This is a genomic window from Pseudomonas sp. MF6394 (genome assembly GCF_002018845.1).
Lineage (GTDB): Bacteria > Pseudomonadota > Gammaproteobacteria > Pseudomonadales > Pseudomonadaceae > Aquipseudomonas > Aquipseudomonas lactis.
On the sequence record NZ_MVOJ01000005.1, the window covers coordinates 189,167 to 212,540 of the forward strand.

Genomic DNA, 23,374 nt, shown 5'->3' on the forward strand with positions numbered 1-23,374 from the left:
TGTGGGGTTTTCGCGAGCAAGCTCGCTCCTACAGTTTATTCAAGTGTCTGTGGTCTCTGGGGGCTGCGGGACTTCCTTGCGTGGCCGCCCACCCTTCTTGCCATTGGCGCGAGCCGCTGCGGTTTTAGCCGCGCTGCTTTTGCGGCCATTGCGCGATGCCACCAGGCTGGTTGCCAGGTCCATCAGCGGCTGGCTTGTAGCGATCAGGCCTGTGATCGAAACATCCAGGTCCTGAGCCTCACAGCTAATCGCCTTGCCACCGAACGTCACTTCCAACTGCTGGAAATCCTTCGCTGAAAACCCTTCGAACTCCGGTAGGCCAGCCACCGGCAACACGACGCGGCTGCCATCGCTGAAGCCAATGGAGAGGCAGTCGTTTTCATAACGTACGTTGCTGGCGTTGGCGTACAGGCGTTTCAACTTGCGCCCACGGGCGATTGCCTTGTCAACGTCGGCTTCAGTGAGAGGTACATAAGGTGTGACTTTGGCTTTTATGATTTTCATAAATTAATCCCCACGCAATCTGGCGCTCTTACCAGATTCAAAATTGTCCGTTGCGCTACGACGTCGTGCCTGGCGCTCGCGATGACGTAGACACCTTGTCGAATGACCAACCCCGGACCAACTCGCCAGCGTCCCAATTCCAGGAATGATTCTCCAGGCAAACCGTCTGCAGTTTTTCCCACCAGATCCTGCGGGCCCGCGCCAAGTAGTGCCGCTGCATGATCGCCCCGCGTATCTCTTTCAGAAGTGCTATGGGTGGCCGCCTCCGTTCAGGCTCTACGTCCCACAACTCAACTTCCCCATCCAGGAAACTGAAACGAAACCGCGCATCCCATCCCTTGCCCCTGACATGCACATGGGGCGGGCAATGCTCATCCCTGATAAACACCGAAATGACATAGCCTTTGTAAGCACCTACTCTCATCGTAACCCATCCGTTAGGTTATTTTCCGCCAGGTAACAATTTCCCTCTGCCACCCGACAACCGGCTCCTATTCCCGAAGCTGTTTCACAGATTAGTCACCATAAAAAACCCGGCGAATGCCGGGTTGTAACCACTCATGCCGAGGGTTGGAAATACCCGGCCAACGCCCGCAAGTCCTGCTCGCTCAGCAACCCCGCGTAATACTTCAACTGAATGCGCGCCAGCAGGTACGCATGACGGGCATTGGCCAGGTCGCGGCGGGCGGTGAACAGTTGCTGCTCGGCGTCGAGCACGTCGAGGTTGACCCGCTCGCCGCCACTGACGCTTTTCTTCGTGGCGCTCACCAGCGCCGTGGCGGAACTCACTGCTATTTCATAGGCGCGCACCTTGGCCGCGCCGCTGGTGTTGAGGTTGAATTGCTTGCGCAACTCCACCAAGGTCGCAGCGGTTTGCGCGTCCAGCTCGTATTGGGCCTGAGACAGTTGGTTAGCCGCCTGACGGGTGGAGGCCGAGACCGAGCCACCGGCAAACAGCGGCAGGCTGACCTGGATGCCGACGCTGTTGGTGTCGTACTTCTGGTTGTAGCTGCTTTCTGAATCGGAACTGGTTTTGCGACTGGTCGCGTACAGACTGACCTTGGGCAGGTGCCCGGCGCGCTTGCGCTCCACCTCATACGAGGCCACGTCAAGCGCGTGGTGCTGGGACTTGAGTTCGGGGTTATTGGCCATGGCCAGTTCACGCCAGGTTTCAAAACGATGGGGCTCAAGCGGCGCGATCTCGAATTGACGCGCCAGGGGCGCCAGCTCTTCGATGTGCAGCGGCTGGCCGACAATGGCTTCCAGCTCACGCAAGGCACTGTCCTGGGCATCCATGGCTTCGATTTCTTCGGCCTGGGCCAGGCTCAGGCGCGCCTGGGTTTCGAGCACATCGGTCCGCGTGCCCTCACCGCCTTTGAGCAGGCGATCATTGAGTTGCAGGCGCTCGGCAAACGCACGTTTCTGGGCACGGCTCAACGCGATGCGCTCTTGTGCCAGCAATGCCTGGCTGTAGGCGCTCAGCACCCGCACGGCCAGTTCCTGGCTCTTGCCGCGAAAGCGCTCGTCGGCCATCAACGCCTGGGCGGTGCCTTGGCGAAAACGCGCATAGGCTTCGTAATCAAGCAACGGTTGCTGCAAGGTCAGGGCCGAGGCGTAGCTGCGGTAATTGCGGTCGCTGCTGACATTTCCGATTGCCGTGCTCTGGGTCACTTCAGACTCATTGCGCGAATTGTTGTAGCTCCATGACAGGTTAGGCAGCAATGCGGCCCGACCGATCACGCGGTTTTCTTCACCGGCCTCGCGCTCCTGAATCGCCGCCTGAAAGGTTGGATCGTTGCGCAGCGCCAAGTCATACACATCCAACAACCCCAGGGCGTGCGCCGCCGGTGTACAGCTTAAACAGAGGGTGAACAACAACGCCTTCATTCTTCCACCAGGGCCATATGGGTGCGATCCAGCAAGGGTTTAAACAGGTAGTTGAGCATCGAACGCTCACCGGTCTTGACGAAGGTTTCCACTGGCATGCCCGGGCGGATCTGCACGCCGTGCAGTTGCTGCATACCCGCCGCGCTGACCTGGGCCCGCAGCGTGTAATACGGCTCATCGGTGCGCTCATCGACCTGGCGGTCGGCCGAGACCAAGGTGACTTCGCCCGCCACCCGTGGCGTGGTGGACTGGTTGAACGCCGAGAACATCAATTCAACCGGCAAGCCTGGGTGCACCTTGTCGATCATCTGCACCGGCACCCGTGCTTCCACCAGCAGTGGCTCGCCTTCGGGCACGATGTCCATCAGCGTCTGGCCGGGCTGGATCACCCCGCCTTCGGTGTACACCTGCAACCCCACCACCACGCCAGACGCCGGTGCGCGGACCAGGCTGTTGGCCAGTTCGAATTCGGCAGAGGCCAGGCGATTGCGCAAGTCGTCGCTGCGGGTGCGGGTCTCGGCCAACTGGCTGCGCAGGTCTTTCTGAAAGTCCTCGCCGAGCTGGCGGATGCGCAGGCGCAGTTCCAGTACCTGGCGCTGCAACTGGCCGATACGGCCAAAATCCTCAGCGATGGCACCGTCGATTTGCGCGTACAGCCGCTCGCTGTCGAGCAGGCGATTGCGCGGGATATAACCCTCACGCGCCAACTCGCGCAGCCCCTGAAGCTGCTCATTCAACGCCGCGCGCTGCAAAACCTTGCTTGCCTGGGAGGCCCGCGTGCCGCGCAACTGCGCTTCAAAGCCAGCGATAGTTTCACGCAGGCCCGCCTGTTCGGTAGCCAGTGCCTGGGCACGGCTGTTGAATAGCTGGCGTTGCAGGCTCAGGGTGTTCGCGGCGTCGGGATCGGCCAGCAGCTCGGGGCTGAACACAATGGTCTGCAAGCCTTCACTCTCGGCACTCAAGCGCGCTTCGCTGGCCAACGACGCCAGGTATTGGCTGCGCAATGACTGCATCTGCCCGCGCAACGGGGTTTGCTTCAACCGCAACAACACCTGGCCCGCGCTGACCCGGTCACCGTCACGCACCTGGATACGCTCGACGATCCCGCCCGATGGGTGCTGCACCGTCTTGCGATGCCCCGACACCATGACCTTGCCCGGCACCGCCACGCCCTTGTCCAACGGCGCCAGCGCCGCCCAGCCGAGGAACCCGGCAAAGCCGCCGAGCACCAGCCACCAACCCAGGCGTGAGTATTTTTTGTCATCCAGCGCCAGCACGTTAGACGGGTCACTGAGCAAAATGGGCTTGCTCTGGCTCATGCGGGTTTTCCTGCACCGAGGCGGTAGCTCATGCTCATGGTCGAGACCGGTTTGTTTGCCGCAGTTTTTTGCCGCGCCTCCAGCACTCGCGCCGTAGGGCCGAAGGCCTGCATCTGGCCGTCCTTGAGGATCAGCAACTGGTCGGTGAGGCTCAGCACGTTGGGTTTGTGGGTAATCAGGATCAAGGTGCGGCGCTGCTGCTTGAGCTGGGCAATGGCCTGCAACAACGCCTGTTCGCCCACTTCGTCGAGGTTGGCGTTCGGTTCGTCCAGCACGATCAGTGCCGGTAACCCATACAGCGCACGCGCCAGGGCCACCCGTTGCCTTTGCCCGCCGGACAAGCCCGCGCCGCCCTCCCCCAGTTGCGTGTCGTAGCCCTGGGGCAGTTGCAGGATCAACTCATGCACGCCAGCCATCTGCGCGGCGGCGAGGACGGTATCGGCCTCCACCGCTTCAAAACGCGCGATGTTCTGCGCGATGCTGCCGGCGAATAATTGGATGTCCTGGGGCAGGTAACCGATATGCGGGCCGAGTTGTTGCTTGTCCCACAGGGCCAGGTCGGCGCCATCAAGGCGCACCTTGCCGGCCAAGGGTGCCCAGGCCCCCACCAGCACCCGCGCCAGGGTGGACTTGCCGCACCCCGATGGGCCGATAACACCGAGTACATCCCCCGCCGGCAGGCTGAAACCCAGGTTTGCCAACGCCGGACGTCGGCTGCCGGGCGCGCAGGCGCTGATCTGCTCCACGCTCACCTGGCCCTTGGGCACGGGCAGGCTCATGCGCACCGGCCGCGCCGGGTTGTCCTGCAGCATTAACGACAAGCGCTCATAGGCCAGGCGCGCCGAACCCCATTGTTTCCACACGCCGATTAACTGGTCGATGGGGCTGAGCACACGTCCCATCAGGATCGAGCCGGCAATCATCATCCCCGGCGTTATGTCGCCGTTGACCGCCAACCAGGCGCCCAGGCCCAGCACCAGCGATTGCAGGGCCAGGCGTACGCCCTTGGACCAGGCCGTGACCACCGCAGTCTTTTCACTGGCCAGGTTCTGCTGCACCAGAAACGCCTGGTGCTGGCTGAACCAACGCCCGCGCAAGGTGGCGAGCATGCCCATGGCTTCAATGGTGTCGGCGTTGCGCAGGTTGGCCGTGGCCTGCTGGCTGGCGCTGATCGACAGTTGGCTGGCCAGGGCCATCGGTGCCTGGCTGACATAATGATTAGCCCAGGCCAATGCGATCAGAAGCAACGCCCCACCCAATGCCAGCAGGCCCAGCCAGGGGTGGAACAGGAAGATCACCAGCAGGTACACCGGAAACCACGGCGCATCGAAAAAGGCGAACAACGCCTGGCCGGTGGCGAACTGGCGCAAGGTGGTCAGGTCGTGCAGGGCCTGGCCCGCCGCTTGGGTGCCACCCTTGAGTTGGGCTTCATAGGCGGCGTCGAATACACGCTGGTTCAAGCGCATGTCCATCTGCGTACCGAGGCGAATCACCACCTGGCTGCGCACCCACTCCAGCGCGCCCATCAAGCCGAAGAGGCCGAGGATCATCAGCGTCAGCATCAGCAGGGTCATCTGGTTGCCCGAGGCCAATACGCGGTCGTACACCTGCAACATGTACAGCGCCGGGGCCAGCATCAGCAGGTTGATCACCGCCGAGAACAAACCAATGTTGAAGAAGGCGCTTTTATAGGCGGTGAGTGCAGCCAGCATCTCATTCGCGCGCTTGGCACCGGGCCGAGTCATGAAGGGCATCCCATTGAAGAGTCAAGCAAGGGCCCGCCCGGTGCGTTGACAGCACCTGTGGCGCGCCCACAGAATTTGCAGCCGCCGCCGCCCTGGCCTGCAAGCACTCGGGCGGCGACGGTGTTCGAGCAAGGCCGATGAAAGAGCGATCTTTCATCGGCTTTTTTGCATCAGGCGGCCAGGGCGAAGTCGTGCGGCGCGTCCTGAATACCCACCAGGCCCACATCGGCAGCTGCAAATGCAGCCGGCTCCTGATGGGCCACACCGGCAGCGGCCAGTTGATCGAAGGTGGAGTTGACCGACAGGCTTGGGTCGATGCCCTTGAGCAGGGTGTCGATGGCCGAGGCCAGCGCCGAACTGTCGCCACTCATCAGGCCGTACACGATTTTGTGCACCTGGCCATCGCGGCCTTCGGATTGCAGGCTCGACAGGCCCAGGTTGGTGAAGCTGACCTCCTGGTTGGCGATGGTGTAACCACCGCTGCTCGCGCCGCCGGCGAGGGTATCGCCCAGGGTCAGGCCGTCGAGCGAACCCCACAGCGTGTGGGTCGGCGGATTGAACAGGGTGTAATGCAGGCTGCCTTCAGCCACCACTGCCGCATCGCTGACGCTGCTTGTCACGCCATATTGGGTGCCATCGAACGGCCCCGGGTTGAAACCACCGGTGTTCACACCCTCTTTCACCGAACCTTCACGGTGGTTGAGATCACCAAAGTAAGCCGACCAGTCGTTCAGGTATTGGGCGACGGTGCTGGCGGCGTAGGTCGTGCTGTATGAAATAGAAATGCTCATGCAAAACTCCAAGTCATTGGGTGGTCACTCCCCAGCAAGCCGGTGCCTGCTGTGGTTTTGCCCGTCACTGGGCAAAAGCGGTCAGAACTGATATTCAACGGTGCCCTGCACGGTGCGCCCACGGCCCAGGGTGAAGGCCAGCACATCCCCGAGCGGCACCAGGTAGGCGCGGTCGGTGACGTTTTCCATGGCCAGGCGCAGGGTCAATTGGTCGGTGGCGCGGTAGCTGCCATACAGGTCGTAGACGGTGTAGGGCTTCCAGTCAGCGGGGTAGACGCCGGTTTGCGAGGTGGTTACCCCGGCGGCGCCCTTGACGTAGTAGCCGGCGCTGTAGCGGGCACGCACACCCACGTCCAGCTTGCGTTCAAAGAACCGCGCGCCCAGCGTGGCGGTGCCGCGGTCCATGGGCATGTGTTCGGAGGAGCCGAGGATCGCGCTGCAACCCACGCCGGCATTGGCTGCGTCGTCCGGCACCATCGCGTCCACCGGGGCACGGTTACCCGGGCGTTTCTGGGTCTTGGTCACGCCGCCCAGCCACGCGGTTTTGCTGCAGAACTGATTGCTGCCAAGCATGCGCGTGTAGTTGAACTGGCCGTAGGCAAAACCGGCGTCGTAATCGAGTTGGTATTCAAGCCCCCGAAAACGCGTGGTCTCCAGGTTGTTCACATAGGCCGCACTGCCGATATTGACGTTGCCATAACCCGGCGGCTGCACGCCCAGGGCCATATAGGAAAAGTCATCGACCCGGGTGTTGAAGTAGGACACCTTCATGCCCATGCGATCATCGGAAAACAGCAGGTCTTCCTTGAGCACATTGAAGCCGACTTCCCACGCCGTGGACCGCTCCGGCTTCAGGTAAGGGTTGGGGAAAATCGACTCCGAACCGCCGCCGTGGGGCCGGCCGCTGACCATGGTTTCGGTCACAGCCGGCGGGCGCCAACCCTTGCCATAGGTGGCGAAGAGTTGCAGCCACTCCACACCCGGCTTGACCGACAAGCCAAACGTCGGCGAAAAACGGCCCTCCTCGCGATCCACGTCATAAGTGGTGGGCACACTGATCTGGCGAGTGGTGCCAATGATGAAGGTACGGGTGTTCAAGCCGGTATCGCCGCGCAGCCGATAACGGTCATAACGCAAGCCGGCGTTGAGGTTCAGCCAACCGTCGTAGTCGAAGTCCAGGCGCCCGAACAGGCTGCCCATGGCGCGATCACCTTTGGGCGTGATGCTCTCTGCCGCCGAAGCCGTCAGCGCCGAGCCCGCCTCTACCCCCTGGTTGGAGTCCGGTCGGACCTTGTCGTAGAAAAATTCCAACCCATAGTTGGCCTTGAGGGTGGCCAGCTCCGTAAGGGCAAAGGTCGAGATGTTCTGCGCCTGCGCGCCGTAGGTATTGGTTTGATAGGTGACGTCGTAAGCCTTGTTGATACCCCGGGCCAGGGTGGATTGGTCGTTGCGGGTATCCACATGGTAGAGCTTGGCCTTGAAGTCGATCAGCGGGTTGTCTGGCGCATAGCTGTAATCGAGCGCGAAGTTCTGCGCCTTGACGTTGCTGCTGCCGAGCTTTTCCCATAACTGGGGCTTTTCGGCGGTCATCATATTGACGTCGTCGTAGTCGACCTCGGTGACCAGGTAGCTCAGTTGCAGGCGCTGCTCAACCGGAAGACTGAGCCCCAGCTTGAGCAAGCGTGAACGCATCACCGAGCCCGAATAGGCAACGGTGGTGTTTTTGATCCGCTCCTCACTCGCCGGCATGTACGCCGCGCCAGTACGCAACTCGCCAATGCTGCCCCGGGTACCGGGGTTGTAATCACCGAGGTGACGCTCGCTGGCGGCCACCAGCATGTCCCAGACATCGGTGCCCACCGCAAACGCCGAACTGCCGATAAAGTGCGTGCCGTTGCTGCGCCCACCCAGCCCCGAGGTGAGCCGAATGCGCCCGCCGACTTGCTTGCCATCCTTGAGCAGGTCAGCGGCTTCAAGCGTGCGGAAGTTCGCCACCCCGCCAATCACCCCCGCACCGCCCTGGGTGGAGGTCGCGCCCTTTTCGATCACCACCTCGGACAGCAACTCCGGGTCGACATACAGCGTGCCATTGCGTTGCTGGTGACCACTTTGCTGGTAATTCTGGCGCATGCCATCGACCGACATATTGACCCGGCCATAGTCCTGGATACCGCGGATATTCACCGACACCCCTGGGTCTTGCTGGCTGACGGCGGAGTAGACGCCCGGCGCCTCTTCCAGCATCTCGGCGGCATGACGCGGCGGGTTGCGATCCAGCTGTTCGCGCCCCACCACACTCACCGCGCGCGGAGTTGAATACACCCAATCCTGCGGGTGCAGGCCGGTGACCGTGGTGGTGGCCAAGGCCAGGGCACCGGCCTGTTGCTCGACCCGGGTAAGGGTGACCTGGCGATCGCCGGTAAAGCGATACTCCACCGGGGCGGCACCCAGCAGGCGGCCCAGGCCTTCCTGCACGTCAAAGCGCCCCTTGAGCGCGGTGCTGCTCAGCCCGTGCAGACGCTGGCTGTCGAACAGCACTTGCAGGCCGGCCTGGTCAGCGTACGCCAGCACCGCACTGCCGAGGGATTGCGCAGGGATATCGAACGTCAACACGGCGGACTGAGCCGTGGCAGCTGGAGGCTGCGCATAGGCCGGTACGGCCACGGTGAACAACCCCAGGTGAATGGCCAGGGCTAAGCGGCTGCCGGTGGTACGCCCCTTGGTGAGTGCTGACATTGGTGGTGATCCCTGCGCTGAGCATTTTTTGTTTATGCGAATACTTCTCACCTAGCAAGACGTGCGAGGCGCGGGAAGTCAGTAATATTTTTTGCAGGAGCGAGCTTGCTCGCGAAGAACGTCAACGAAAACGCGGTGCCCTGGTATTTTCGCGAGCGAGCTCGCGCCTACAGGGGCATCGGTTTTTAACGGGGGAAGGTCAGTAGATCAGGCTGAGGCCAGCCAGCTCCACGCGTTGCACTTGAAGCTCTTGGGTCAGGGTGGCCAGGGCGCTGTCGAGCATGTCCAGGCGGAAGACGCCGCTGACTTCGCGCTCGCCCAGGTCCGCGTTAGCCAACACCACCCGCCCGGGGCGGTAACGGTTGAGTTGCTCGATGACCTTGGCCAGCGGCTGCCGGTCGAAGATCAACACACCACGGTGCCAACTGGTGGCGCGATCCACATCAAACTGATCCAGGCTGACCACCCCGTCCTGGGGGCTGTAGCGCGCAGCCTGGCCCTGTTGCAGGACCTGCTCGGCAGGGCCGTTTCTGGGTGAAGCCGGCACTGACACTTCGACGCTGTGTTGCAGCACGCCCACCCAGGCCTGGCTCTCGCGCTCACGTTCGACCACAAACCGTGTGCCCAGCGCCCGGGTCTGGCCGCCGGCACTGTGCACCACGAACGGTCGGGTTTCTTCGCCGGCCATCGGCGCCACCTGAAAAATCGCCGAGCCCTGGAGCAGGTTGACGCCGCGCTGTACGCCGTCGTACTCAAGGCGAATGGCGCTACCGGAATCCAGCTCCACCACGCTGCCATCGGCAAGGTGCACCGTGCGCACTTCGCCTTTGTGGGTGACGTAGTCGGCCTGCAAGCGCAGCAAGGCATCCGGCCCGCGCACCCAGCCGATGCCCGCCGCCACCAGCACCAGCGCCACGGCGGCCGCACGTTGCCACGGCCTTCGACGTTTGGCGCGGCGCAAGGGTATAGCGGGCGCGGGCGGGCGCTGTCTGTGTACACCCTCGTCCTTGTGCACCTCGCCCAGCGCCGCCCAGGTCTGCTCGGCAAACCGCAGGGCCGCTTCGTGGCGGCTGTCGCGGGCGATCCACTGGCGCAGTTCGGCTTGTTCCTGTTCGCTCAAGGCACCGGCGTGCAGGCGCACCGCCCACTCGGCGGCCGCCTCGGTAATGCTGTGCTGTTGCGGTCCCTGGCTATTCACGTGTGAATCTCGAATTCTCGTTATATAGACGCTGTGACGTCTGGCCTGGCGTTTTTCGGTAATTCATTCGTCGGATGGCGTCACCTCGCCTTCCTGCAAGCGCTGCATCACATAGGCCAGGGCCTTGGCCAGATGCTTTTGCACGCTGCTGTCGCTGATGTCCAGATGCCGGGCGACCTGAGCGTGGGTCATGCCTTCGATACGGTTCAAGCGGAAAATCTGCTGGGTGCGCGCCGGCAATTCCGAAAGCGCCTGCTTCAATGCCTGCCGCTGTTGCTGCGCCATTGCCTGAGCCTCCAACCCGGCCACGTCATCTTCAATCTCGGCCAGCGCCTCGTGGGGCACGGTGTCGGTCTTGCGCCGTGCTTCCTGGCGAATATGGTCGATCAGCAGATTGCTCGCCGTTCGATAGAGATAGCCCTGGGAGTTGTCGATACGCTCACCGGCCGGTTTTTCTGCCAGGCGCAGGAAGCTCTCCTGCACCAGGTCTGCGGCCAATTGCGGGTCCCGTACTCTGCGGGCCAGATAACCGCGCAGCGTATCAGCGTGCTTGAGAAACAGGCCCTTGAGATCCACGTCCGACAAACCGACTCCCTGGAATGTTAAGGAAACAGGCGGGCATCTTAAGCGTTGTCGAGAATGGTTTTCAATTGATATCTAATCCGATTGAGCCGAGCGTTTGCCTTGATTAAACGTTCGATCACCGAACAGATCCGCTGCCATCCATTGACCAAATTAACCAACCAGTACATTTTGACTCCACAACCAATAAGAACTGTGGAGAAGCCTCTATGCCGCCCATCGTGCTGGTGCTCAACGGCCCCAACCTCAACCTGCTCGGCACCCGCGAGCCTGCCACTTATGGCCATGAAACCCTGGCCGACATTGCCGCCCTGTGTGGCCGCAGCGCCGACAAACTCGGGCTGACCATCGAGTTTCGCCAGACCAACCACGAGGGCGAATTGCTCGACTGGATCCACGCCGCCCGCAACCGCTGCGCCGGTATCGTGATCAACCCGGCGGCCTGGACCCACACCTCAGTCGCGATCCGTGATGCCCTGGTAGCCAGTGAAGTGCCGGTGATCGAAGTGCATTTATCCAACGTGCATGCCCGTGAAGCCTTTCGTCATCACTCGTTTGTGTCACCGATCGCCAAGGCCGTGCTGGCCGGGTTTGGCAGCCATGGCTACCACCTGGCCCTGGAACATTTCAGCCATACGCTGAAGGGACGCACCTGATGAAACCACGCATTCTCGCCGGCCTGATCGGCGCCGGTATCCAGGCCTCACGTACCCCGGCACTGCACGAACAGGAAGGCGACGCCCAGGGCTTGCGCTACCTGTATCGCCTGATCGACCTGGAGCCGTTGCACCTGGACCTCAACGCCCTGCCGGAACTATTGCGGGCCGCCGAGCTGATGCACTTCACCGGGCTGAACATTACCTACCCGTGCAAGCAGGCGATCCTGCCGCTGCTCGATGAACTCTCCGATGAGGCCCGGGGCATTGGCGCGGTCAATACCGTGGTGTTCAAGGATGGCAAGCGCATTGGCCATAACACCGACTGCCTGGGGTTCGCCGAAGGCTTTCGGCGCAACTTGCACAACGTGCCGCGCCAACGCGTGGTGCAGATGGGCGCCGGTGGCGCGGGCGCGGCGGTGGCCCATGCACTGTTGGCAGAAGGTGTGGAGCAGTTGAGCATCTTCGACGTCGACCGCACCCGCGCCCAGGACCTTGTGGATAACCTTGCCCGGCAGTTCGGTGCCGGTAGCGCTCAAGTCGGCAGCCACCTGGAAAACGCCATGGCCGAGGCCGATGGCCTGGTGAACACCACGCCGATGGGCATGGCCAAGCTGCCCGGCACGCCGGTGCCAGCGGCGTTGTTGCGGGCCGAATTGTGGGTAGCGGAGATCGTGTACTTCCCGCTGGAAACCCAACTGCTGCGTGACGCTCGCGCCTTGGGTTGCCGTACGTTGGATGGCGGCAATATGGCGGTGTTTCAGGCGGTGAAGGCGTTTGAGTTGTTCAGCGGTGAAGTGGCGGATGCAGACAGGATGCTGGCGCATTTCCAGAGCATGAATATCTAGGGATGCAACCCCATCAAAATGTGGGTGTGCCCCAACGCTGTAGGAGCGAGCTTGCTCGCGAAAAACTCACAGGCGCCGCGTTCATTCAGCAAGCACGCGTTATCGTTGACGTTTTTCGCGAGCAAGCTCGCTCCTACAACATTGGGGCAAGCTGAATTCGGTCTTGAAAACGGGTGTTCTCAGGCTTGCAGGTAGCGCAGCACCGACTCGCAAATCATCTCCCGATGGCGCTGCTTGATCGCCTCATCCGACAGCTCGATCTGGAAAATCTCGCTGAAGGTGTGCCGGTTGGACACCCGATAAAAGCTGAACGAGTTGATCAGCAAGTGCACATCCAGCGGCTCCAGCCCTTCGCGAAACAGCCCCAACTCAGCCCCGCGGCGCAAGGTCTCCCCCAGCCCTTCCAGGATTTTGCTGTTCATCGCCTTGATGGTCTCGGTGCGCTTGACGTACTCGGCGTTGTGGATATTTTCGATGCTGACGATGCGCACGAAATCCACGTTCTGGTCGTGGTGATCGAAGGTGAACTCCACCAACCGGCGAATCGCCTCACGCGGCTCCAGAGCCGTGAGGTTCATGCGCGTTTCGGTGTTGCGGATATCGCCGTAGAGCTTCTCCAGCACTTCGACGTATAGCTGCTCCTTGCTGCCGAAGTAGTAATAGATCATGCGCTTGGAGGTATGGATGCGCTCGGCGATGGCGTCCACACGAGCGCCGGCCAGGCCCTGCTGAACAAACTCGACAATGGCTTCTTGCAGAATATTTTCGCGGGTCTTTTCCGGATTGTTCTTGCGACTCTTGCGCGGTGCGTCAGCTACCGCGGGGAGATCGGGACTCGAGGTCATGGTGCGCTCACGGCCATTGTTGTGCAGGCGCTGATTATGGGCCGCGGCGCTCCCCGAAGGAAGCACCCACCCTGCCCTTATAAACGGGCCTGGCGCACCGCACCGCTGCGTGACTTGGCCATCGCCGCCAGACGCACCGCCACGTTGGCCGCGCCGTAGCCGGCATAGCCGTGCTTGCGCTGGATGATCTCGAAGAAAAACCGCCCTTCGAACGGCTCGGTGTACACATGAAACAGCTCACCGCCCTGGGCGTCGCGGTCGTACAGCACGTTGTAGTACGCCAGCTCGCTGAGGAACTCATCGTCAAAATCGAAGCGCGCCGCGAGGTCGTCGTAGTAATTGAGTGGGATATCCAGCAGCGGCACACCGGCTTCCTTGGCCCGGCGTACTTGCGCAAAAATGTCCGCGCAATCAAACGCAATATGGTGCACGCCCGAACCGCGATAGCTGGAGAGCGCGTGGGAAATCGCGGTGTTGCGGTTTTCGGAGATGTTCAGCGGCAGGCGAATAGAGCTGCAGCGGCTGCGCAATGCACGGCTTTTCACCAGGCCGTAAGGGTCGGGCAACACCACTTCATCGTCGGCTTCGAAATCCAGCAGGCTCTTGTAGAACAGCACCCAACTGTCGAGGCTGTCGGCCGGCAAGGCCATGGCCATGTGGTCGATGCGCAACAAGCCGCCGCTGGCGGGTGTGGCCGCCTGCAGGTTGAAATCGGTGTCGTACAGCCCGCCTTCGCTGGGGTCGACCAGGTAAATCAGGCTGCCATCCGGTGCACGCACGGCGGCCAATTCCAGCTCGTTGGGGCCGACCAAGCCGCGATAAGGCTGGCCCTTGTAGGCCACCGCCCGCTCCAGGGCCTTGGCACTGTCCTTGACCCGCACCGCCGTGGCACACAACGACGGGCCATGGGCCTCGAAAAAGTTGTGGGCGAAGGAATAGGGTTCGCAGTTGAGGATCAGGTTGATATCGCCCTGGCGCAACAGGCTCACATTCTTCGAGCGATGCTGGCCGGCCTTGGCGAAGCCCAGGCGCTCCAGCCAATTGCTCAGCTTGGCGCCGAGGCTTTCATCCACGGCAAATTCCAGGAATTCGATCCCGTCGTACTCGCTGGCCGCCGGGGTTTCAAACAGGATGTCCACCGGCGCAGCGGGTGCTTCCTGCGCCAGGCGCTGGCGGGTTTTCTCTTCCAGGTACAGCAACGAGCGCAAGCCGTCCGCCGCATTCGCGCGGGTGGGCGCGGCGCGGAAACCATCGTTGAAAATTTCCAGGGACAAGGGCCCGCTGTAGCCACTTTTGATGATCGGCGCGAGAAAGCCCGCCAGGTCAAATTCGCCCTGGCCTGGGAAGCAACGGAAATGCCGGCTCCACTCCAGCACATCCATGGCCAGGATCGGTGCGTCGGCCATTTGCACGAAGAAAATCTTGTCGCCCGGAATCTGGGCGATGGCACTCGGGTCGCCCTTGAGCGACAAGGTGTGGAAGCTGTCGAGCAACACACCGAGGCTCGGGTGGTCGACCTGGCGCACCAGGTTCCACACCTGCTGCCAGGTGTTCACATGCTTGCCCCACGCCAGGGCTTCATAGCCGATGCGCAGGCCGCGCTTGCCGGCGTGTTCGGCCAGCAGGCTCAGGTCATCGAGCAGAATACGTTCGTCGCCCACGCTGTCGGCCGAGGCGTTACTGCACACCAGCAGCAGGTCGGTGCCCAGTTCCTGCATCAAATCGAATTTGCGTTCGGCACGTTCCAGGTTGCGCGCCAGGCGATCGCGGCGGCAGCCTTCGAAATCGCGAAACGGTTGGAACAGGGTGATGGCGATGCCCAGGTCGGCGCACATCTGCCTAACCTCGCGCGGGCTGCCGTCGTAATACAACAAGTCGTTCTCAAAGATCTCCACCCCATCAAACCCGGCGGCGGCAATGGCTTCGAGTTTTTCCGGCAGGGTGCCGCTCAAGGACACAGTGGCAATAGAACGTTGCATGGAAGACTCCCGGCAATTGTTGTTTGTGGCAAATTATTCGCCCCTAGCCTACAGGCAGCAATTAAAATGTACGAACCGGTTAGTTTTTGGTGCGATTATCGAACACTAAGCCCCTTTGGCGAATTGACGACTTTTTAACCACTGCGCACCATCGACCGGGCAATTCGTTCACGTAACAAAGACCCAGAACACACCATAAGAATTTCAAAAAACGGGTACAAACCTCATGCCTCTGCAAAATCCAGCCCTGGCCGCGCGCCCGGGCAACCCGCACGCCGGTATCGGCGACAAGATCCGCGGTGCCCTGGCCGTGGGTAAAACGCGCTGGGGCATGCTGGCCCTGGTGTTCTTTGCCACCACCTTGAACTACATCGACCGCGCCGCCCTGGGCGTGATGCAACCGATCCTCGCCAAGGAAATGAGCTGGACGGCGATGGACTACGCCAACATCAACTTCTGGTTCCAGGTCGGCTACGCCATCGGCTTTGTGCTGCAAGGCCGCTTGATTGACCGGGTTGGCGTCAAACGCGTGTTCTTCTGCGCCGTGCTGCTGTGGAGCCTGGCCACCGGCGCCCATGGCCTGGCCACCTCGGCGGTCGGCTTTATGGTCTGCCGGTTTATCCTCGGGCTGACCGAAGCCGCCAACTACCCGGCCTGCGTCAAGACCACACGTTTGTGGTTCCCGGCGGGTGAACGTGCAGTGGCCACCGGCATCTTCAACGCTGGCACCAACGTCGGCGCAATGATGACGCCGATGCTGCTGCCGTTGATCCTGCACGTGTGGGGCTGGCAGGCGGCGTTCCTGTGCATGTCGGCACTTGGCGGGATCTGGCTGGTGCTCTGGGGCTTGAAGTACTACAACCCGGAAGACCACCCCACCGTTAAACAATCCGAATTGGATTACGTGCAACAGGAAGTCGAACCGGAACAACCCCGTGTGCCGTTCAGCCGCATCCTGCGCATGCGCGGCACCTGGGCCTTCGCCCTCGCCTACTCGCTCACCGCGCCGGTGTTCTGGTTCTACCTGTATTGGCTGCCGCCGTTCTTGAACCAGCAATACAACCTGGGCATCAACGTGACGCAAATGGGCATTCCGCTGATCATCATCTACCTCACCGCCGACTTTGGCAGCGTGGGCGGCGGGATCCTGTCGTCATTCCTGATTGGCCGTGGGATGAACTCGATCAAGGCGCGGCTGTTGTCGATGCTGCTGTTCGCCTGCTGCATCGTCGGCGTGATCATGGCGGCCGGTTCCAGCCAGCTGTGGGTCGCGGTGTTTGCCATCTCCCTGGCCATCGGCGCGCACCAGGCCTGGACCGCCAACATCTGGAGCCTGGTGATGGACTACACGCCCAAGCACATGATGAGCACGGTGTTCGGCTTCGGCGGCATGTGCGCGGCCATCGGCGGCATGTTCATGACCCAGATCGTCGGCCACATCCTCACGGTAACCAACAACAACTACACGATCTTGTTCACCCTGATCCCGGCGATGTATTTCATCGCACTGGTGTGGATGTACTTCATGGCGCCGCGCAAGATCCCCACGGTAGACGTTTAACTAACGCCGCCGCTGCTGCCAGGCAGCGGCCAACCCGCTCATGCAGATCACCCCGATACCCACCACCGTGGTCATATCGGGGGTATGGCTGAACACCAGCCAGCCCAACAACCCCGCGAACACGATCTGGCAATAGCCAAACGGCGCCAGCAAGGCCGGCGCCGCGAAGCGGAACGCCTGGGTGAGCATCAGGTGCGCGGTCATCCCGCAGGTGCCCAGCGCCAGCATCATCACCGCGTGCCACAGCGTCGGCACTTGCCAGAAGAACGGCACCATCGCACTCATCACCAAGGTGTTGCACAGGCCGGCGAAGAAGTTGCTGGTGGTGGGGCTGTCGTATTGGCTGAGGATGCGCGTGAGCAACTGGTAGAAGCAGAAGAACAGCGCCGAGCACAGCGGCAGCAATACCGCTGGGGTAAACAACTCGCCGCCGGGGTGGATGATGATCACCACGCCGATAAACCCGCAGATCACCGCCAGCCACTGGCCACGGGTCACGTGCTCACCGAGCAACGGTACCGACAGCGCCGTCACCAGGATCGGCGCCAGGAAATTCACCGCCGTGGCTTCGGCCAACGGGATGTAATGCAGCGCCGTGGTGAAGAACAGGCTGGTGCCCAACAGGCATAACGCCCGCACCACCTGCATGCCCGGCCGCTTGCTGCGCAACACACGCAGGCCCGATTGCGGCAGGAAGATCCCAGCCATCAGCAAGGTGTGCACCATGTACCGCGCCCACACCACCATCACGATCGGGTAAAACCCGGCCAGGTATTTGGACAAGGCGTCGTGGCTGGAGAACAGAAACGTCGCCAGCACAATCAGCAGGATGCCTTTGAACGGATGGTTGACGCCGGAGAGCGGGGTACTGACAGTCATTGAATTCTCTTGTGTGGCGAGCGGGACGCTGAGCACTGAACCAAGTAGCGCTCAACCCGGTAATCTAGCAGCCGGGCCGGAGTCTGCCCCAAGAGCATAACCAAACACCGGGCGAACAGCGCACTAAATCGATGGATCCGAGTCCAACGCTGCACGCTCGCCCCGGCGTTGCACACTTTTTAACCAAGGCCTTGCCGCTATGAAAAAAATCCTCTTTGCCCTGTCTGCCCTCGCCCTGCTCGCTGCCTGCGACAAAGCCCCGAAAGAAGCCCCCAAACCCGCGCCCGCTTCCGTGCAAGCGACTCTGGTGCCAGAGACCCCGCCCACCGATAAATGGGTTGGCAAGTGGATCGGTGTCGAAGGCTTGCACCTGACCATCGCCAAAGACGACAGCATTGGCCGCGGCCACTACCTGCTGACCATGCAATACGGCCTCGATGCCGATGACGCTGGCACCTTCAAAGGTGAGGCCACTGACGACGGCATCGCCTTCACCCGCCCCGACGGCCCGCAGCTGTTGCGCGCGGGCGATGGCGCCGCCACCGGTTTGAAGTGGCTGGCAGATAAAAAAGACTGCCTGATCGTTGCTACTGGCGAAGGCTATTGCCGTTAATACCGACCATAATCAATCACGGTTAGCACACAGAGGATTGCTCCCATGCTATGGAAAAAAGGCCGACGCAGCGACAACGTGGTGGATGCCCGTAATGACAGTGGCGGCGGCGGTGGCGGTATGCGCTTCGGCGGCGGCAAGGGCCTGAGCCTCACGGCCATCGTGCTGATCGTCGGCATTGGCTGGCTGACCGGCCAGGACCCGATGCAGATCCTCGGCCAATTGACCGGCCAGATGGAACAGGCGCCGTCGGTCAGCACCCAGCCGCGTCAGGCACCGCCGGCCAACGATGAGCAAGCCGACTTTGTGCGCGCTGTGCTGGGCGATACCGAAGACACCTGGGGCCAAGTGTTCCAGCAAAACGGGCTGGCGTATAAGAACCCGAAACTGATCCTGTTCCGTGGCCGGGTGAATTCAGCCTGTGGTGGCGCCACTTCAGCCAGCGGCCCGTTCTACTGCCCGGCTGACCAGCAGGTGTACCTGGACCTGGATTTTTTCCGGGAAATGTCGCAACGCTTCCAGGCCGCCGGTGACTTCGCCCAGGCTTACGTGATCGCCCACGAAATCGGGCACCACGTACAAACGTTGCTGGGCATCTCGTCCAAGATCCAGGCGGCGCGCCAACAGGGTCGGCAGATGGAAGGCGACGGTGGCCTGCTGGTTCGCCAGGAACTGCAAGCCGACTGCTTTGCCGGCGTGTGGGCCAACCATGCGCAAAAACGCCTGAACTGGCTGGAACCCGGCGATATCGAAGAAGCCCTGAACGCAGCCAATGCCATCGGCGACGACCGTTTGCAGCAGCAGGGCCAGGGGCGCGTGGTACCGGACTCCTTCACCCACGGCACATCGGCCCAGCGCGTGCGCTGGTTCAAGACCGGCTTCGCCCAGGGCCAGATCACTCAATGCGATACCTTCGCGGCCAAGAGTCTCTAAATGATCAAACGATTGGGGTTACTGCTGGGTATGCTCGTGTCCTGTTGCACCTTCGCGGCCGAACACGGCGTCAAGGTGGTCAGCCCCGATCGCTTTCATCTGGAGGCCGGCGACCTCAGACTGGGCCTGAGCCAGGATTGGCGCCAACCGCTGCCCAAGGTCACGCGCGCATTGATCATCGTGCATGGCCGCCTGCGCAATGCGCAAACCTACCTGCAAAGCGGCATCGACGCCGCCGAGCATGCCGGGGTGGGCGGCAGTACGCTGGTGATCGCACCGCAGTTTCTCAATCAAGCCGACGTGAAGCGCAACCACCTGAGCAACGACGTATTACGTTGGAAGGGCAACGACTGGATGGCCGGCGACGCGTCCACCGGCCCAGGGCAGATCAGCTCTTATGGCGCTCTGGACCAGATCATCAAGCACTTGGGCAACCGCAAACTGTTCCCGGCGCTGAAAGAAATCGTGGTCGCCGGGCATTCCGGTGGCGGCCAAGTGGTGCAGCGCTTCGCCCTCACCGGCCACGACCACCCGCTGCTGAACACCGAAAGCATCCGCCTGCGGTATGTGGTGGCTAACCCGTCGTCCTATGCGTACTTCAGCCCGCAACGCCCGGTGAAGTTCGATGCGACCAGTTGCCCAGGCTTCAACGACTGGAAGTACGGCATGCAAAACCTGCCGGATTACGTGGGTGACCGAGGCGCCCAGCAACTGGAACAGGCCTACGTGTCACGGGATATCACTTACCTGCTGGGCCAGCAGGACACCGACCCCAACCACCCGGCGCTGGATAAAAGCTGCGAAGCCGAAACCCAGGGTGCGTACCGGCTGATACGTGGGCACAACTACTTTGACTATCTCAAGCAGCGGCATCCGCAGTTGGCTCACAGGCTGGTAGAAGTGCCGGGGGTGGGGCATGACGGGGACAAGATGTTTACCTCGCCAGAGGGAGAAAAGGTGCTGTTCGCCCAGTAATCACTGACGAAACCCAATAAAAATGTGGGAGCGGGCTTGCTCGCGAATGCGGTGCACCAGTCAACCTATCTGGCGACTGACACTCTGCATTCGCGAGCAAGCCCGCTCCCACAATTGTATTTGCGCTAGCCGATTCAAATCATTCGGCGCAGCGCCGCACAATCCTCGGCATGCCAATCCGCCAATTCCGGCCACGGGTTCTCCGGCAAGTTCACCAACACCGTCTTGGCCCCCGCTGCCCGACCACAATCCAGGTCAAAGCGATAATCCCCCACCATCACCATTTCGCTGGGCGCTACGTCCCAAGCCGCCGCCAGCTTCAGTAACCCACCCGGATCCGGCTTGTGCGGCGCATCATCGCGCCCCAGCACATCCTCAATGGCAAAGCAGTCCGCCAGGCCTATCGCCTCCAGGGTGATATGCGCCAGCTCCCGTGCATTGCGGGTCAGGATGCCCAGGCGATAACCGCGAGCGGCCAATTCCTGTACCAGCTCCACCGCGCCCTGCGCCGCCACCGAACCCAGGGCCAGCTCGCGCTCGTGCTCCAGCAACCAGGCATGCTTGGCCGCGGCCTCCTGCGCCGGCAAGGCCGCCAAGTGCGTGAGGATGTCGTCTTCGGGTGGAATGTCCAGCGCCTCGCGGATAGCCGCAAAGTCATGCACCGCCACCGTGAGCGTGCCGTCCATGTCAAACACCCAGTGCTTAACGTCGCAGAGGCTCATGCCCAATCCTTGCGATGGCGGATCAAACCTTCCTGGGTCACCGACGCCACCAATTGCCCGGCGCGGTTGTACACGCTGCCCCGGGAGAAACCCCGGGAGTTGCCGGCCCAAGGGCTGTCCATGGCGTACAGCAACCAGTCATCGGCACGCAGGTCGGCGTGGAACCACAGCGCGTGATCGAGGCTGGCGACCTGCATGTCTTTCTGCCACACAGTCTTGCCATGGGGCAGCAACGAGGTGGTCAACAGGCCGAAGTCCGAGGCATAGGCCAACAGGTATTTATGCAGCGCCGGCGTGTCCGCCAAGGCCCCGTCGGCACGAAACCACACGTACTTGACCGGGTCGGACGGCTGCGGGTTGAACGGGTCTTTTTCGGTGACCGGGCGCACTTCGATGGGCTTGGGGCACAGCAGCTTGTCGCGCATGTGCTCGGGGATCAGGTGCGCACGCTGCTGGGTCAGCTCCAGCTCCGACGGCAGGTTTTCCGGGCCCACTACCACCGGCATGGTGGTCTGGTGCTCAAAGCCTTCTTCGTCGTACTGGAACGAGGTCGTGCAGGTGAAGATCGGGTTGCCCTTTTGAATCGCGGTGACACGACGCGTGCTGAAACTGCCGCCATCGCGCACGCGGTCCACCGAGTACACCACCGGCAAGGCCGCATCGCCAGGGCGCAGGAAATAACCGTGCAGGGAATGCACATGCCGCGCTTCGTCTACGGTCTGGCTGGCCGCTGACAGCGACTGGCCGAGCACTTGGCCGCCGAACAACTGGCGAAAGCCCAGGTCCTGGCTGCGGCCGCGAAAGAGGTTTTCCTCGATCGGCTCCAGGGTCAGCAAGTCCACCAGATCTTCCAATACTTGGCTCATTGAAACTCTCCTCAAAGCAAAACGGTATCTACCTGTAGGAGCGAGCTTGCTCGCGAAGGTCGTTAACGATGACGCAGCGCTTCTGGTTTACCGCAGCGCTCTTGCGTTCTTCGCGAGCAAGCTCGCTCCTACAGGTTTCTGTTGAGCATGACCGCCTGCTTATCCGTGCAGCGTGTCCAACCATTGGGCGCGGGTGATGCGGTATAAAACATGAGGGCGCAGCGGGTCACCGGCTGCGACTTTCGGGTGTTCAAAATCTGCCTGCGGATCGTAATGCATACCGATGGCCTGCATGACTTTTTGTGAGGGCAGATTGCTCTCGGTGGTGAAAGCCAGGATTTCGTCCAGTTGCAGGCGGTCAAAACCACAGCGCAACGCCGTCCAGGCGGCCTCACTGGCATAACCCAGGCCCCAATGCTCACGGGCCAGGCGCCAGCCGATTTCCACCGCCGGGGTAAAGCCGGCTTCGAAGCTGACATTCGCAAGGCCCGTCAGGCCGATAAACTCACCGGTGTCCTTGCGCTGCAAAGCCCAGAAACCAAAGCCATATTCAGCAAAATGCCCGCGTATCCGGCCGATCAGCGCCGCGCTTTCCAAGTGGCTCAATTGCGCCGGGAAGTAGCGCATCACCTGCGGGTCGGCGCACATGCGCGCAAAGTCCGGCAGGTCGCTGTCGCGCCATTGGCGCAGCACCAAGCGTGCACTTTCCAATTCCAGTATCGGCTCCATGGGTCCCCCTGCCTTGCCATGTGCGTGAGTGTACAGCGCTGTTAAGATCCTTCGCAGGTTCCCGTCAGAAAATCCCATGCCCTTGCCATTGATCTACCACGAAGACTACAGCCCTGAGTTCCCGGCGGACCACCGGTTCCCCATGGACAAGTTTCGCCTGTTGCGTGACCACCTGGTGGACAGCGGCCTCACCGAAGACAGCCAATTGCTGCGCCCGTCGCTGTGCCCGGCAGACATTTTGGCCCTGGCCCATGAACCTGGGTATATCGAACGCTACATGGGCGGCGAACTGTCCCGCGAAGACCAACGCCGCCTCGGCCTGCCCTGGAGCGAAGCCCTGGCCCGGCGCACGGTGCGGGCGGTGGGCGGCTCGATCCTGGCGGCTGAACAGGCCCTGGAACATGGCCTGGCCTGCCATTTGGCGGGCGGCACCCACCATGCCCATTACGATTATCCGGCCGGTTTCTGCATTTTTAATGACCTGGCGGTGATCAGCCATTACCTGTTGGCCAGCGGCCGGGTCAATCGTGTGCTGATCTTCGATTGCGACGTGCACCAGGGCGACGGCACTGCACGCATCCTGCACGACACGCCGGATGCCATCACCGTGTCGCTGCATTGCGAAAAGAACTTCCCGGCCCGCAAGGCCCAGAGCGACTGGGATATCCCGCTGCCCATGGGCATGGGCGATGGCGATTACCTCAAGGTGGTGGATGACGCGCTCAACTACCTGCTGCCGCTCTACCAGCCAGACCTGGTGCTGTACGACGCCGGCGTGGATGTGCACAAGGACGACGCCCTTGGTTACCTCAAGCTGACAGACGCCGGCGTCGCCGCCCGTGATGAAAGCGTGATGCGCCACTGCCTGGGCCGCGACATTCCAGTGATGGGCGTCATCGGTGGCGGCTACAGCAAGGACCGCCCCGCCCTCGCCCGCCGCCACGGCATCTTGCACCACAGCGCACAACGGGTATGGACGTCATCAGGCTGTCATTGAAGTGTGAGC

General features: G+C 61.8%; 21 protein-coding genes and 1 pseudogene. 7 read left to right on the forward strand and 15 right to left on the reverse strand.

Annotated features, from left to right (window positions below):
- Positions 1 to 39: 39 nt before the first annotated feature.
- The 9 genes and pseudogenes from MF6394_RS08050 to MF6394_RS08090 form a co-directional block, all read right to left on the reverse strand.
- Entirely contained in the window at positions 40 to 504 is a 465-nt protein-coding gene (locus MF6394_RS08050) for a DUF2442 domain-containing protein (protein ID WP_047711837.1), read from the reverse strand.
- Positions 501 to 928 (reverse strand): annotated as a pseudogene (locus tag MF6394_RS08055) (DUF4160 domain-containing protein). Before MF6394_RS08055 ends, MF6394_RS08050 begins: the two are co-directional and overlap by 4 nt.
- A gap of 134 nt (positions 929 to 1,062) precedes the next feature.
- Positions 1,063 to 2,391 (reverse strand): TolC family outer membrane protein, encoded by a 1,329-nt coding sequence (locus MF6394_RS08060; protein ID WP_078466456.1) that lies wholly within the window; start codon positions 2,389 to 2,391, stop codon positions 1,063 to 1,065.
- Positions 2,388 to 3,710 (reverse strand): HlyD family type I secretion periplasmic adaptor subunit, encoded by a 1,323-nt coding sequence (locus MF6394_RS08065; RefSeq protein WP_069556903.1) that lies wholly within the window; start codon positions 3,708 to 3,710, stop codon positions 2,388 to 2,390. Before MF6394_RS08065 ends, MF6394_RS08060 begins: the two co-directional genes overlap by 4 nt.
- On the reverse strand, positions 3,707 to 5,455 hold the full coding sequence (locus tag MF6394_RS08070) for a type I secretion system permease/ATPase (protein WP_078466457.1): 1,749 nt from the start codon (positions 5,453 to 5,455) through the stop codon (positions 3,707 to 3,709). Before MF6394_RS08070 ends, MF6394_RS08065 begins: the two co-directional genes overlap by 4 nt.
- A 170-nt stretch (positions 5,456 to 5,625) precedes the next feature.
- The gene (locus tag MF6394_RS08075; protein WP_003194354.1) at positions 5,626 to 6,246 is read right to left on the reverse strand and encodes a heme acquisition protein HasA; all 621 of its coding nucleotides are present in this window, start codon (positions 6,244 to 6,246) and stop codon (positions 5,626 to 5,628) included.
- Between the two features lie 81 nt (positions 6,247 to 6,327).
- Positions 6,328 to 8,982, reverse strand: coding sequence for a TonB-dependent receptor (locus MF6394_RS08080; protein WP_078466458.1), 2,655 nt, complete (start codon positions 8,980 to 8,982; stop codon positions 6,328 to 6,330).
- 199 nt (positions 8,983 to 9,181) lie between these two features.
- Positions 9,182 to 10,180 (reverse strand): FecR family protein, encoded by a 999-nt coding sequence (locus MF6394_RS08085; RefSeq protein ID WP_078466459.1) that lies wholly within the window; start codon positions 10,178 to 10,180, stop codon positions 9,182 to 9,184.
- 63 nt (positions 10,181 to 10,243) lie between these two features.
- Positions 10,244 to 10,765: an RNA polymerase sigma factor gene (locus MF6394_RS08090; RefSeq protein WP_003194359.1), complete on the reverse strand. Its 522-nt coding sequence runs from the start codon at positions 10,763 to 10,765 to the stop codon at positions 10,244 to 10,246.
- A gap of 206 nt (positions 10,766 to 10,971) precedes the next feature.
- Between MF6394_RS08090 and aroQ the strand changes: the two genes are divergently transcribed.
- A complete protein-coding gene (aroQ, locus tag MF6394_RS08095) occupies positions 10,972 to 11,418 on the forward strand; it encodes a type II 3-dehydroquinate dehydratase (RefSeq protein WP_003194361.1) in 447 nt (148 codons plus the stop codon).
- The gene (locus MF6394_RS08100; protein WP_069556901.1) at positions 11,418 to 12,266 is read left to right on the forward strand and encodes a shikimate dehydrogenase; all 849 of its coding nucleotides are present in this window, start codon (positions 11,418 to 11,420) and stop codon (positions 12,264 to 12,266) included. The genes aroQ and MF6394_RS08100 overlap by 1 nt, the downstream gene beginning before the upstream one ends.
- Before the next feature lie 179 nt (positions 12,267 to 12,445).
- Here the strand turns inward: MF6394_RS08100 and MF6394_RS08105 are convergent, their stop codons facing one another.
- Entirely contained in the window at positions 12,446 to 13,111 is a 666-nt protein-coding gene (locus tag MF6394_RS08105; protein ID WP_014720036.1) for a TetR/AcrR family transcriptional regulator, read from the reverse strand.
- 77 nt (positions 13,112 to 13,188) lie between these two features.
- Positions 13,189 to 15,090 carry a 3-dehydroshikimate dehydratase QuiC gene (gene quiC, locus MF6394_RS08110; protein WP_078466460.1) on the reverse strand — a complete coding sequence of 634 codons (1,902 nt, stop codon included), beginning with the start codon at positions 15,088 to 15,090 and terminating at the stop codon, positions 13,189 to 13,191.
- 226 nt (positions 15,091 to 15,316) lie between these two features.
- Here quiC and MF6394_RS08115 point away from each other — a divergent pair, with 226 nt between their 5' ends.
- Positions 15,317 to 16,651, forward strand: coding sequence for an MFS transporter (locus MF6394_RS08115; protein WP_003194368.1), 1,335 nt, complete (start codon positions 15,317 to 15,319; stop codon positions 16,649 to 16,651).
- On the opposite strand, the gene MF6394_RS08120 is transcribed toward MF6394_RS08115, so the two are convergent.
- A complete protein-coding gene (locus tag MF6394_RS08120) occupies positions 16,652 to 17,530 on the reverse strand; it encodes a DMT family transporter (protein WP_003194370.1) in 879 nt (292 codons plus the stop codon).
- Between the two features lie 199 nt (positions 17,531 to 17,729).
- Here MF6394_RS08120 and MF6394_RS08125 point away from each other — a divergent pair, with 199 nt between their 5' ends.
- Genes MF6394_RS08125 through MF6394_RS08135 form a run of 3 tightly spaced genes read left to right on the forward strand, consistent with a single transcriptional unit; the run spans position 17,730 to position 20,051 of the window.
- Positions 17,730 to 18,143: a lipoprotein gene (locus MF6394_RS08125; RefSeq protein WP_032895205.1), complete on the forward strand. Its 414-nt coding sequence runs from the start codon at positions 17,730 to 17,732 to the stop codon at positions 18,141 to 18,143.
- A 45-nt stretch (positions 18,144 to 18,188) separates the two neighbouring features.
- The gene (gene ypfJ / locus MF6394_RS08130; protein ID WP_003194372.1) at positions 18,189 to 19,076 is read left to right on the forward strand and encodes a KPN_02809 family neutral zinc metallopeptidase; all 888 of its coding nucleotides are present in this window, start codon (positions 18,189 to 18,191) and stop codon (positions 19,074 to 19,076) included.
- The gene (locus MF6394_RS08135) at positions 19,077 to 20,051 is read left to right on the forward strand and encodes a hypothetical protein (RefSeq protein WP_078466461.1); all 975 of its coding nucleotides are present in this window, start codon (positions 19,077 to 19,079) and stop codon (positions 20,049 to 20,051) included.
- A gap of 134 nt (positions 20,052 to 20,185) precedes the next feature.
- On the opposite strand, the gene MF6394_RS08140 is transcribed toward MF6394_RS08135, so the two are convergent.
- The 3 genes from MF6394_RS08140 to MF6394_RS08150 form a co-directional block, all read right to left on the reverse strand.
- The gene (locus MF6394_RS08140; RefSeq protein ID WP_078466462.1) at positions 20,186 to 20,773 is read right to left on the reverse strand and encodes an HAD family hydrolase; all 588 of its coding nucleotides are present in this window, start codon (positions 20,771 to 20,773) and stop codon (positions 20,186 to 20,188) included.
- On the reverse strand, positions 20,770 to 21,639 hold the full coding sequence (gene tesB, locus MF6394_RS08145) for an acyl-CoA thioesterase II (protein ID WP_032895201.1): 870 nt from the start codon (positions 21,637 to 21,639) through the stop codon (positions 20,770 to 20,772). Before tesB ends, MF6394_RS08140 begins: the two co-directional genes overlap by 4 nt.
- Before the next feature lie 159 nt (positions 21,640 to 21,798).
- Positions 21,799 to 22,368 (reverse strand): GNAT family N-acetyltransferase, encoded by a 570-nt coding sequence (locus tag MF6394_RS08150; RefSeq protein ID WP_014720044.1) that lies wholly within the window; start codon positions 22,366 to 22,368, stop codon positions 21,799 to 21,801.
- Positions 22,369 to 22,444: 76 nt separating this feature from the next.
- Between MF6394_RS08150 and MF6394_RS08155 the strand changes: the two genes are divergently transcribed.
- On the forward strand, positions 22,445 to 23,365 hold the full coding sequence (locus MF6394_RS08155; protein WP_078466463.1) for a histone deacetylase family protein: 921 nt from the start codon (positions 22,445 to 22,447) through the stop codon (positions 23,363 to 23,365).
- Positions 23,366 to 23,374: the final 9 nt, after the last annotated feature.